Origin of the sequence: Spirosoma oryzicola (assembly GCF_021233055.1) — a bacterium.
GTDB lineage: Bacteria > Bacteroidota > Bacteroidia > Cytophagales > Spirosomataceae > Spirosoma > Spirosoma oryzicola.
In genome coordinates, this window is the sequence record NZ_CP089538.1 from 4139137 (window position 1) to 4151362 (window position 12226).

Here is a 12226-nt window from a genome sequence, read left to right on the forward strand (position 1 = left end):
TGTCGGGTTCTCAGACCGCACGGGCGGCCCCGCCGACACCACATACCTTACAGCTCGATTCTGAACAGGTGCATTGGCAGCGCGTAGGGGTCCAGCTCAACGTAGTTCCATTCGCCACGCCAGGTGTAATAGGCCTGCGTTAGCAGGTCGTGTACCGTGTATTCCTGATCGGGTGCAATACCCAGTTGCCAGATGGGTACTTGGATGGTAGCGGCCCGCCGGTTGTAGGCATCGGTATTGACAACGATCAGCAGTCGGTTATCACCCGACGTTTTCAGATACGCCATAATAGCATCGTCACTCGCGTTGCAGAACGTCAGGTTGTTTGTTTTTTGCAACGCTGTGTTCTCATGGCGAATCCGGTTGACAAGCGTGATCAGGTACGTAAGCTTGTTTGTTTTGTTCCAGTCCCACCGCCGAATTTCGTACTTCTCGGAATTCAGGTACTCTTCCTTATTTGGGAACGGCACGTGTTCCATCAGTTCGAAAGATGGACCATAGATGCCATAATTACTGGATAGCGTTGCCGCCATAAAATAGCGAATCAGGAATTGCGGCTCATGGCCTGATTGCAGACTATACGGGTTGATATCGTGCGTCGTCGGCCAGAAGTTGGGGCGAAAATAATGCTTCATTTCGCTCTGCGTCAACTCGGTCAGGTACTCCTGCAACTCCGCTTTTGTGTTGCGCCAGGTGTAGTAGGTGTACGAATGCGCAAACCCCCGTTTGGCTAACTCCTGCATCACTTTCGGTTTTGTGAACGCTTCCGAAAGAAAGATCATGTCCGGAAACTCGCGCTTCACCTCCGCGATAACCCACTCCCAGAAACTAAATGGTTTGGTATGTGGATTATCGACCCGCACGATGCGCACCCCCCACGAAGCCCATACCAACAGAACGCGCTTTAGCTCATTCCACAGGTTTTGCCAATCTTCGGTTTCGAAGTAAACCGGATAAATATCCTGGTATTTTTTGGGTGGGTTTTCGGCGTACTGGATCGTACCGTCGGGACGTTTTTTGAACCACTCTGGATGTTCTTTGGCCCAAGGGTGATCGGGTGAACACTGAATGGCAAGGTCCATAGCGACCTCCATCCCGTAGTTGGCCGAAATAGCAATGAGGTGCTTAAACTCATCAACAGTACCTAGATCAGGGTGGATCGCGTCGTGTCCACCCTCAGACGAACCAATCCCATACGGAACACCCGGTTCGCCCGGCTGACAAATAACCGAGTTGTTTTTCCCTTTCCGGTGAGCCATCCCAATCGGGTGAATGGGCGGCAGATACAACACATCAAAACCCATCTGTGAAATGCGGGGCAACAACGCTTCCACATCCCGGAATGTCCCATGGACAGGCTCGCCACCGGGTCCTTCTGCCTGCGATGCCGAGCGCGGAAACAAACAATACCAAGTGCTGAATCCGGCCCTTGCCCGGTCCACTTCGATTCCGAGTTCATGACTGTAGCGCGTAGGATGCTGACGTTCGGGGTAGCGATTCGCGAAGAACGTGAACTGATCGCTTTCAGCAACGGAAACAGCTTCGTCGTAGCGATTTTCGTCGCGAAACAAAGCGGCCATATCGCGGAGAGACTTAACATCGGCTGACTCCTCGACGGTCGAGACCGATGTTTTCTTTTTTTCTTTGCCCGGCAGTTTGCCACCCGCTCGCTGAATCATTCCATCCAGATACTGTGCGCCCGCCAATAGCTCACTGGTAATCCGCTGACCATCGGCTACTTTCAAGTGAATTTCGTGCTGCCACGAGGCCGGGTGATCGACCCACCCTTCAATGGTATATGCATAGCGTCCTTGCTTTTCCACGACGAATGACGCGCCCCAGCGGTCATTGACAAGCAAAGTCATCGCGGTTTCAGTCCAATCGGCATCGGTCGCGTGCTTATAAAGCAACTTGGCCGTTAGATAATCGTGTCCGTCCGCAAAAATGTCGGCTTCGACGGCAATTACATCGCCCGGTACTGCTTTTATGGGAAAACGCCCACCGTCAATTTCGGGGGACACATGCTCAATGACCACTCGCGACTGACCGGAACGAAACGAATCTGCGGCCGATAAAGAAGTGGATTCGGTTGCTGCTGGCATTGGCACAGCGACGATTGCACTGGCCGTACGTGAAGAAGAAACTTTCGCGCTTTTTTTGGATGATTCCATTCGTAGTCTATCTAGGTTAATACCTCCTCTATGAAATAATCCCGAACGGTAAAGAATGTTGCAAAAAAACGTGCATTCGTCGTCTATTGCTTCTTATACCGAAACATCATGTTCGTAAAACTACGCGTCGATAGAACTACAGCAAACGATCTATGCGTAAGATAGAATCCCGCTTATGAGCGGAATAGAGCCCGTTCTCCACTAAAAAGGCGCTCAGAGTCTTCGATTTATTACCTGCTTAGCAGTACGTCTACCAGGCTCATCAGGTTTTCAATGAGGAACCGGGTAGGCGGATTGCTGCCCTAGCGCTGTTTTACTTCGCGCCATCGCCTTTTGCCGACTCGACCGCAAGTTTACCAACAGCCGTACCGAGTCTAGATCCTTCTTCGTTGGCGAACCGATACGCAGTACCGCTATACAGCTCTGCCTGCGTCGCTTCGGTAACCTGGGCGTTCAGTTCAGTCGCTTCGTCGGGAAACAGATAAAGCAGAACGGCTGTAGCAGCGGATGCGAACGTGGCCTGTTCAGACGGGTAAGCGGGCGTGTTGGGAATGATCGTTGCGGTTCTGATCGTCGGGTCGATCTGCGAAGGACGCGGTACAAAGTAAGTATACTTGGCTGCCCAGCAAGCCGTACCGCCATCCTGCAAAGCGCGGTTCACCAGCGCGTAAGTTCGGGCGGCCCGCAGTTCGTTCTGCCGGTACTGCTGGATGTATTCTTCGGCGATCAGGTTCCAATGGCCGGGAATGGTGTACGTCCCAACACCGTCGTCCCATTTTCCCGCAATACGCGACTGTTCGCGGGTGCGCACGCTGGCAATTGTACGCACTTCGTTTAAATCATTCTGAAATGTGGCTGACGTGGTAGCTGGCGGTACAGATGTAAGACTCTTTCTAACAGCCGTTGAGTCAAGCCAGGTTTTTACGTTTCCGGCCAGCGGGGCTACCGGAGTCCGGGCAGGAATAAACAGGCTGCTCCATTTTACGTCATAAGGCGCTTTCGCCAGTACATTCGTCCACGTGTTGTTCGGGTCGTTGGCGACGCTGAACCGATCATTTTTGACCCGATCAATTACTTTTGCGGTTACGGCGGCTCCCAGATCCTCCCCTCCTTTTATGTCGCTCGGTACGTTGGCTCCGTTCCAAATTCGGCTTTGTTTGTGTTCGGTAGCTTTTGTTTTAAGCCAGGCGGTTTCGTTCGGAAAGAAATAGGCCAGCATCTGGCAGGACACTTCGGCGATGGCAGCATCTTCCGAGGGGTACGAAGGAACGTTGGCGATGGGCAAGCGCGTGGTTACCCCCTGATCCAGCAGCGATGGCCGGTTATACTGGTACTTAGCCCGCCAGGCGACAACCATCGCATCGTACTGTGCTACGCTGAGGGCGGCATAAAGTCGGGCGGCAAATGGCGCGCTAACAGGCGAATTCGTTGCCTCCTGCGGATTACCTGACTCTACACTGTACTTAGCCACCAGCAGCCGCGCAATCTGATTCCAGCGCTTGACACCCCCAACAGCCCAGTAATTGATGGCCGTGATTTTCTCTGGCTCCAGTCTGGCCACACCGTTCCTAACCTGGGCAAATTCACTTTTATACGCATCGGATGTAACGGCATCCGGTTGCGGAACATTGATAGCAGCCGCTGATGGCAGGACAATCGTACGCCAGTTACCACCGTCGGCATCTACGGTAGCGGGTTCACTGAACGGCAAAATGCCCTCGTCAATTATCGGTTCTTTACAACCCGATACCCACACAAGGACCGCACTCAGAAACATTATGGACAAAGACTTATTCATTCTCGAAAAGATTCGAACGCAAAAGCGGTGAACCGTTGCGTTCATAGATAGTAATTACCGGGCAATCCGTCCAATGACCAAGCCTCCGGTAACGCGGCTCGACTTACCAATATTACGTCCATCAATGGTTGCTCCGTAGCCAGCCGTCAGACCAAGTTGTCCTACCAGCTTCAGGTAGACCGTAGCGCCTACACGGCTAAAGCCGACCGCATTTGACGGAAACGGAATACCGGGCGCGATATTCGTTCCTTCGATGTACTTTTTGTACGGTGTCTGCTGCTGATACCACACGTCGATGTAGAGCGGTTTGGTTACAATGCCGGTTCTGACAATAAGCTCCGTCACGTCGGGTACGTTGATCTTGGCACTGGTGTTGGGATTGACCTGTCCGGGTTCGTAATAATTCACAACCCGATCAAGCGTGACCTGCCCCCGGCGAATATAACCGTACTGCCCAGTCAGGAAAAAGGTACCCGCTTTCAAATGAAGCATGGTACGTCCGTCGAGATTTCGAGAACCTCGACCAATCGCAATCAGATCGTCGTTGACGTAGTTCTGCAACGGCATCGAATACCCCAGAGCAAACAGCCAGGAAAGCCGCGCCTTACCGATTTTGTAATCGTAGGCTTCCCACCGCAACGCAGCCGACACATCCTGAAACCCTTCCTGCTTTTGTCGATACCCCGCGCTGGACTCCGACCGAATGTAAGGGGCCGACACGATCAGATCAAGATCGTAGCCCAACCCGAAACTACCGTACACGTTCAGCGCCTGCGTCGTCACTGTTCCCAAATTTGGGTCCCGCGTTTCGGTTTTGTTGATGTAATAAGAATCGTACGTTTCCTGCGAATAGGTCAGGGCTAGGTTTGCTTTTCGGTCTCCCCGCATAAAGCCGTCGATCAAGCCTTGAGCGTGGGTTGGCCGGGCAAAACACAGCCAGACAAGCGCAATAACAGGGACTGGTAAAAATCGCATAGTTCTGCTTTAGGCGGGTAAAGGTAGCCGTTCGCTAGCATCCTTCCCATTAAAGTTGGTGATTCTGTGTCTGCGGTCTTCGTTAGTAACGCCAGGAATAGACAAGTCGTGTACGGCCTAAAACAATAGTTCCCGGCCGCAACGCAACCGGGAACTACGATTAACCTATGATAAACTCTTTAAACTCTTACAATCCTGATCCGTCAGCTTTGCCACGAGCGATGGCATAAGCGCCAATCGCATTGCCGTGGTCTACCCCTTTTTCGGAATCGAACCGATAGTGAATCAAGCCATATATCCGCGACAAAGATGCCTCGTTGGCCTGTGCCTTAAATTCATCGGCCTTATCAGGAAAAATATAGGCTAACACCGTAGCGGCTGCGCCCGAGAAGGTCGAGTGACCGGATGGGTACGAAGGAAAGTTGGGCAGCCCGACCGATGTTTTCATACCGAATTGTTGCGGACGAGGATAATAGTAGTAGTACTTTGCTTCCCAGCAACCGATGGCAGCGTCCATTTCGGTCGTACCCAGCAACGCCAGCATACGCGCCATGCGGACTTCGCTGTATTTTGCATCATGGCCTGCGTTGGCCGCCGTACGGTGCCAGTGACCGGGAGGGGTGTAACTGCCCGGACCATCAGACCAGAAGTTCGCAACACGAGCCTGTTCGCGGGTTTGGCTTTTGTTGATCTTACTCAACTCCGAAAAATCAGTGTTGTATTCGGCACTGTTCAGCTCCGGTGGTGCGGGTGGGCGCATGCTGACCAAGGTTTTCTTGTCAAAATTCCAGGTCTGAACCGAGCCGTAATTGGGCAACATCGGTGGACGCGCCGGACTCTCCTGACTTACCCAGACATCTTTGAGTCCACGCTCTTTGGCCGCCTGAATCATCCCCGCCGTCACGGTCTGGTTGTTCGACGTGCTCATCCCATCGGCTTTGGCCCGACCCATTATTTTTGCCGCTACAGCCGTACCGAGTGCCTCACCGGCGGTCAGATCACTCTCGACGTTCACACCCGCCCACAGACGGCTGTTGCGATGCTCGGCCAGTTTAGCATCCAGATAGGCTACTTCGCCGGGAAACATAGCTTTCAGAATAACCACCGAAGCCGTAGCCACAACCGCATCTTCGGATGGGTACGATGGGAGAGCCGACGTAGCCAGCAACGGTTTGATGGAAGCATCCGCTTTATCGGGCGAAATCCGGTTGTACTTGTATTTGTAATACCAGGTCGATACCAGGGCGTCGTACTGCGCTACGCTCAAATAAGCCAGAGCACGAGCCGAATACGGTGGATTCGCAAACGGAAACCTTGGGTCCGCCAGCGGGTTGGCCGCGTCCGGTACGGGGTATTTTCCATCGGCTGTCGAAGCAGGTGGAATATTGTAACGAGCGCACAATTCACGCCCGATTTCGTTCCAGCGATACACGGCACCGGCTCCCCAGTAGGTTACGGCATCCTGCTGGCTGGCTGTCAGGTTGGTCGTTTTTTGTTTTAAACTGGCCAGTTCAGCCTGATATTCAGTAGACCCCACCGCTTTGGGTGCGTCCACAACTATATCAGCGGGTGATGCCAGTACGTATGTTTTCCAGTTACTTGCTTTTTCGTCAAGATTAGCGGGTGTGTAAGCCTGAACCTGTGGCTCATCGATGCCTTTGTCGCACGACAAAAATGCTGTCGACAAACCAGCGGCAACACTCGTAATTAGTAAAAATTGACTTAACTTTTTCATGGTTTGTACGGCTGAATTATTTCCTAAAATTGATTTGATACAGTAGCCCAACGGTATAGCTGGTGCTCTGTCCTACGTTCAGTCCATCGACGACGTAACCGACCCGGGCGTTAACCCCAACATTCCGGGGTTGAAACTTACCGTACCAGCCCACCGATGTAGCCTGCATGTTGTTTGTTGGGAAAGGCATATCGTTCCGACGAATGTTGTCGCCACTCAGGCAGGCGGTACGCTCCGCCCATACTTCGGTTTGCCACCCTTTCCGCAGGACACCCAGGCGAACCGCTGCATCGTAAACGTTAGGCATTTTCACCTGATTGGTGTTGTAAAGACGTTCGTCGGCGAGGTAGGAATCGCGGTCGAGCTTAATGTTACTCCGCCATCCGTAGCTGCCGTGCGCCGTCAGATACAGGCCCGTCGATGGGTGTTTGTAGTTGGCTAGTAAGCGCGCGGTAGCGGTACGGCATTGCAACCCAATCGACATGGGCATGAAATCAGGAACATAGCCACCCAGTGGAACGGATGCGCCGACAATACCATGCAGCGAAAACCCACCGGCAACAAACGCTTTTACTTTTAACCAGGCCGATATATCCTGAATACCCCGCTGCCCCATCAGATTACCCGCGCTGGCGCTCGTCCAGACGTAGGGTAAGCTCAAAATCACATTTACCCGCTTGCTAATTCCGATAGCGGGCATGATCATGGCACTTTGGGTTGTATGGGTGCCAATATTGAAGTTTTCGCGTTTGAGTGTATTCTCCCAGTAGTTATTCCAGGAGCTATGTCCGTACATGGCAGCCACACAAACCGAGTTCTTCCCCATGTAGATAGCGTCGTGTGGCATCTGCGCCCGAACGGCGAAAGGCATGAGCAGCAATGCCAGCGCCAGGTACTGTAGATTCTTTTTCATAGTCATCGGTTAACAAAGGAGCTGTTCAGGACTCATCGATTTGGTCGGTGGATACGTTGGAATAAGATCCTGAACAGCTGGTTTTAAAACATTAGATGGTAAGGCCAACCGTCAACACCGCACTCCGACCGTCGGAAGGCCATACGCCCGGTCCAGGGTAAAATGTAGGACGTTTGGTAAAGTATTGCTTGTTTAAGAGGTTGTTAACACTGCCACGCAGGGTGAGTTGACGACCGATGCGCCAGGTGCCGTTCAAATCGACCAGCGCATACGAGGGCACGGGTCCAACAGCTCCGTTCGCTGATGCGGTTGGCGTATTCAGCGCGTCGGAGAACGTTTCACTCACGTAACTGTATTGCAGGGTTAGACTGGCGGAACCGTAACGCGCTGTGACGCCATTGCGGCTGGTCCAACGCGGTGCCGACTCTACCTGATTCCCTTTAACCGTCCGGTTCTCTGTACCCGCCGACACCTGACCGTTCAGATAGCGGGCGTTGTTATAAGCCGTTGACGTGAAACCACTGATCAGTATCTTCTCCGTGCGGAGCAGCTGGGCTTCGATAAGCGCTTCGACACCTGTGCTGCGGCTGTCACCAATGTTTGTACGGAAAATATAGTTCGTACCGTCCGTGTTGGTCAGCAACAGCGTTCCTAGACGGTTGCGGTACAACAGATCAAAAACCGTCAGATTCAGGTGTAACCCTTGCCAACGGCCTTCGATACCGACTTCCGCATTGTAGCCATACGCGTCTTTCAGATTCTTGTCAATCCGTTCGTAAACCGATGTAGGAATAATGTCTTTGAAGATAACAGGACGGTAAGCCTGCGCCCAGCCACCGTACACTTTCACGGCATCGTTGATACGGTACTGAGCGTTGACGCCCAACAAAGCAAATTTGTGGCTGATGTCGGTCGGCAGATTTTCGGGCTGGTAGTACGTAATCGTACCGCGCATTTCGGTCTGGCCGTTTTCGATCCGAATACCCGGTGAAACCGTTAACCGATTCGTCAGGTGAAACTGGCTTTCGGCAAATGCCGCCAGGTTTTTGGTCCGGAAATGCAGGTCACGACGAAACGGACTGGTCAGCGTCAAATCGAAATCACTGGCTGTCGTTCCTGCGCCCTGCTGACGTCGATGTAAATCCGTGCTAATCAGCTGAACGCCCGCAGCCGCGGTTGCATTGACGTTACCAAGTTGGTACTGATGCATCAGGCGTACTTCGGTTGTGTAGCTGTGAAAATTGTCGATATCAACCTGACGGGCTCTGTATTGTCCCGTAGCGCGGTTAATGGTGTCGGGTACGGTCGCAAATGCATCCAGTTGTACGCTGTTACGAGCGCCCAGCACCGCCGAAGTCGTCCAGAGCAACCGGGTCCGATCCGATAGCTGCCAGTCTACTTTGATCGACGGTACGTAAATATCCGGGTTAAAATAATTCCGGCTTCGGGTCGACTGGCGCGGGTCCTGCGCAAACATGGCATCGGTTAGCGGCCCCGGAATCTGGTAGGTGTAGGTAGAGCGTCCCACCTCCGCCGTTATTCCCAACCGCTCATTAGCCTGGTAATGCAACCGCCCTAATTGCGCTTCGGCATCCGACCGGCTATTTTGCCGGTATCCATCCGAATGACGACGGTAGTAGTACGCGTAGTAAGTCCATTTCCCGACCCGACCACCGATGGCGTTATACGTGCTCAACAAGCCATACGACCCAACAGAGTTAACCGTTTCAAAACCAAAACGCCGTGTACTATCGGCTCGTTTGGTTACGTAGTTTAGCATCCCTCCAAATTGGGCTCCGTACTGTAGCGAAGCGGTTCCACGCACGAATTCAACCCGTTCGATGCTTTCCATCGGGGCGGAGTAATGACTGGCTGGGTAACCGTACATATCCGAATTGGTGATTACTCCATTCTGCCGAATGTTATTCTCCCAGGAACGGTGTGGGTCCAGTCCACGAGTCGCTATATTGATTTGATTTCCTGTTCCATCCATATCGTACACAAACACACCCGGAATCCGGGCAAATACCTGCCGGGGCGTCTTCTCAGCTACGTTTGCGTCCACATCAGCCAGCTTGATCACTTCGCTCCGCTTACCACCCATCAGATACGTGCCGTAGACTTCGGGCAGTGATTCTACGACAACTGGCTTTACTCCCTTAACCGTCACCTGACTCAGGGTACGGGTGGGCAACGAATCAGAAACGGGCTTGTTGCCAGCTTCCCCTTTGTTAGTCATTTTCTGCGCGTATAGCTGCCCTGCCAGAGCGACCATCGCTATTATCAATGCGTAATCAATTCTTATTTGTGATTTCTTCATTTTAGGCTGTACTGTTAAAAGAAGCTATTCAATCATCCGATCACTGAGATCCTACGGGGCAATATGCCAAAGGATGCCAAAGATGAAGTCACGTCATGTCGCTCAATAAAGCAATCATGGATGTAAGAGTGGAAGATCGAACACAGCGGTGTCCGATCTTCGTCCTCCCGAACAGCGTGAATAGAAAAAGTAAACTCTTGTATATTGTACTTAAAACCAACGTGATACGTTGATCGATACCAGGTAATCAGCGAAGGCGGCATCGCCGTGCTTCTGTCCCAGTGGATCTAACCGATCAGCATAACTCTTGATCCGGTTCCGGTAAATAGCGATAGGCACTGTAGCCGCTACCGATGTTTTGTGACGCATATAAGCCAGTCCTGGCTCAACGGAAACGATATAACCGGGCCGCCGGAAACCAGAACTTCCACCGATGGCGTCCATTGCCGGAACGCCTTCTACCCGACCGCCCAGCATGACGGACAATCCGGGAACAAAACCCAGCGATTGACTCAAGCCAAGACGAGCGGCAAACTGGTCGGCCACCGAGAATGTTCCAACCACCGGATCAACGGGTGTTACTTCGGGACTACGGATAACGCCATTGGTTTCGCGCGGGTTAAACAGGTAAAAACCGTTTGCGTAAGCGGTCAGCGTTTTTGTTAGCTGCGCATACCCCTGAAGCTCAACACTCGCTCCAACTCCCCCATCGCCAAGCTGAATCGATTGGTCAACTGGTTTATTGATGGTGTAGTCGGTGCCTTCTTTCGTCAGCTTGTGAAAATCATCGGTCGCCTGATAATTTCCCGTTGGCAGCTTAATGCCAAGGCCCACAGCAAGATTCGCTTTGGGTAACTTGGCCGGATTAATCACCCAGTAGCTTCCGGAAATCCGCAGGTCGCCGATCCCCTGGGAACCCGTATGAAACCGCTTTTGCTCAGGATTCTGGGCTACTGCGTTCCCATAATGTTCATAAAGCGACGAACGATCGTTGTACTGAATCGGCAGATTCGCCGAAAAGGACAGCCGATGGTTGACCAGATACGTTATGCCCAGGTCAAGGGCATGCGACACGTTGATTACCTGTGTCCCTTGCTCGACACGATGTTTCTGCTCGACATCACCGACGAAGTGTTTGTACGAGCGGAAGAAACGGTAACCGGCTGATACTTGCCAGTGTCCATTACGTTGTTTGAAAAAGTCGGCTGAGTTCATTCCTGCCGGAGCCGCGCAACTCATATGCCGCACGGCGACGCAACCCTGCGCCCGGCTGGATTCAGTCGAAAATAGTGTATAGGCTACCGCTAGAACGATAGTAGAAATCGTTTTCATTGAGAAAGATCTAGGTTGATCCTGTGTGAATAAGTTGATTGACAATTGCCGACAAGCAATGCATCAACTGGACGCACAAAAGCGCGTACACCTGTGACACAAGGCATTACCAGCAATGACAAAAATGGATAGATTACAGTGTGCGAGGATTCGTACCAGCGATTTAGAGGCCAACAAACCGACGGGCAGAACCTACGACCGCTGTTCAGATGCCACAGATGTAGGCATAGCCAACGGATCAGTAGAATGTACTGAAAACACACTGTAAAATCATTCAGGAACCTAGATTTCTGGCGGGGGTGAGTGAACGGGCAGCGCACGAGCCGCAAACACAAATAATGTGTCGGGAATGCGAACAGCCTCGCGCCATATAGGAGAAAGGAAACTAAAAATGGCTCGCGGATTGGGCGAGTATTCTTTCAACAAGAATTTGAGCAGCTGATTAGCTTTATGATTAGAATCTGTCGTACCCGAAATATGGTCGTTCAGAAACGAAAGCAAGTCGCTTTGCCAGAAGGAGCGCCCTTCCGCTTCCAGACCAGCAATGTGCAGGGTGTCGCCCCGGATTTCCAGACTCACCACACTATAATAATGCCCCCGGTACGTAAATCCATCCGATGTGGTATTCGCCAGCGTGCTTTCGTCGGGTTTGTCTTTGAGCGGAATCTGGAATTCAACGATACTATCAACCGATCGATAAACCAGTAGTCGTTCGGATAAGTCGTGCTCAGCCTGCCACCACGTACCGATGCACACAAGCACATAAGCCAGTGTGTGGTACAGTAGTAAAACGAAGAGACCGATTGAGACGACTTTCTTCACCTGCTAGAAAGTAAATTTATCTCAAAAATAATACTAAATTTTAAATAACAAATATGTTCCGCCTGCCAACGTATTTTTACTTACTATTTTAGTTACCCGTATACGAAGTCCATTTAGTAAATGGTGTTACCCATCGTCTAATCAGGGGAGCGACTTACTG

Annotated in this window: 8 protein-coding genes; all 8 read right to left on the bottom strand. The window is 51.9% G+C overall.

The window, feature by feature from the left end; all coding sequences use genetic code 11:
• Window positions 1-47 precede the first annotated feature (47 nt).
• The 8 genes from LQ777_RS17510 to LQ777_RS17545 all read right to left on the bottom strand — a co-directional run bounded on the left by LQ777_RS17510 (window position 48) and on the right by LQ777_RS17545 (window position 12066).
• Window positions 48-2102, bottom strand: a complete 2055-nt coding sequence (locus LQ777_RS17510) for an alpha-1,4-glucan--maltose-1-phosphate maltosyltransferase (RefSeq protein ID WP_232562867.1) — start codon at window positions 2100-2102, stop codon at window positions 48-50.
• 382 nt (window positions 2103-2484) lie between these two features.
• A complete protein-coding gene (locus LQ777_RS17515) occupies window positions 2485-3969 on the bottom strand; it encodes a phosphatase PAP2 family protein (protein ID WP_232559230.1) in 1485 nt (494 codons plus the stop codon).
• A gap of 54 nt (window positions 3970-4023) precedes the next feature.
• Window positions 4024-4944 (bottom strand): hypothetical protein, encoded by a 921-nt coding sequence (locus LQ777_RS17520; RefSeq protein ID WP_232559231.1) that lies wholly within the window; start codon window positions 4942-4944, stop codon window positions 4024-4026.
• A 187-nt stretch (window positions 4945-5131) separates the two neighbouring features.
• On the bottom strand, window positions 5132-6679 hold the full coding sequence (locus LQ777_RS17525; RefSeq protein ID WP_232559232.1) for a vanadium-dependent haloperoxidase: 1548 nt from the start codon (window positions 6677-6679) through the stop codon (window positions 5132-5134).
• Between the two features lie 16 nt (window positions 6680-6695).
• Window positions 6696-7592 (bottom strand): hypothetical protein, encoded by an 897-nt coding sequence (locus LQ777_RS17530; protein ID WP_232559233.1) that lies wholly within the window; start codon window positions 7590-7592, stop codon window positions 6696-6698.
• Window positions 7593-7683: 91 nt separating this feature from the next.
• The gene (locus LQ777_RS17535) at window positions 7684-9912 is read right to left on the bottom strand and encodes a TonB-dependent receptor family protein (RefSeq protein ID WP_232559234.1); all 2229 of its coding nucleotides are present in this window, start codon (window positions 9910-9912) and stop codon (window positions 7684-7686) included.
• A 210-nt stretch (window positions 9913-10122) separates the two neighbouring features.
• Window positions 10123-11244 carry a hypothetical protein gene (locus LQ777_RS17540; protein ID WP_232559235.1) on the bottom strand — a complete coding sequence of 374 codons (1122 nt, stop codon included), beginning with the start codon at window positions 11242-11244 and terminating at the stop codon, window positions 10123-10125.
• A 282-nt stretch (window positions 11245-11526) separates the two neighbouring features.
• Entirely contained in the window at window positions 11527-12066 is a 540-nt protein-coding gene (locus LQ777_RS17545; RefSeq protein ID WP_232559236.1) for a hypothetical protein, read from the bottom strand.
• Window positions 12067-12226 lie beyond the last annotated feature (160 nt).

Coding starts and splice junctions, on each gene's coding strand:
- LQ777_RS17510 (WP_232562867.1), bottom strand. CDS start 2,102: ATGCCAGCAGCAACCGAATCCACTTCTTTATCGGCCGCAGATTCGTTT.
- LQ777_RS17540 (WP_232559235.1), bottom strand. CDS start 11,244: ATGAAAACGATTTCTACTATCGTTCTAGCGGTAGCCTATACACTATTT.
- LQ777_RS17530 (WP_232559233.1), bottom strand. CDS start 7,592: ATGAAAAAGAATCTACAGTACCTGGCGCTGGCATTGCTGCTCATGCCT.
- LQ777_RS17525 (WP_232559232.1), bottom strand. CDS start 6,679: ATGAAAAAGTTAAGTCAATTTTTACTAATTACGAGTGTTGCCGCTGGT.
- LQ777_RS17515 (WP_232559230.1), bottom strand. CDS start 3,969: ATGAATAAGTCTTTGTCCATAATGTTTCTGAGTGCGGTCCTTGTGTGG.
- LQ777_RS17535 (WP_232559234.1), bottom strand. CDS start 9,912: ATGAAGAAATCACAAATAAGAATTGATTACGCATTGATAATAGCGATG.
- LQ777_RS17520 (WP_232559231.1), bottom strand. CDS start 4,944: ATGCGATTTTTACCAGTCCCTGTTATTGCGCTTGTCTGGCTGTGTTTT.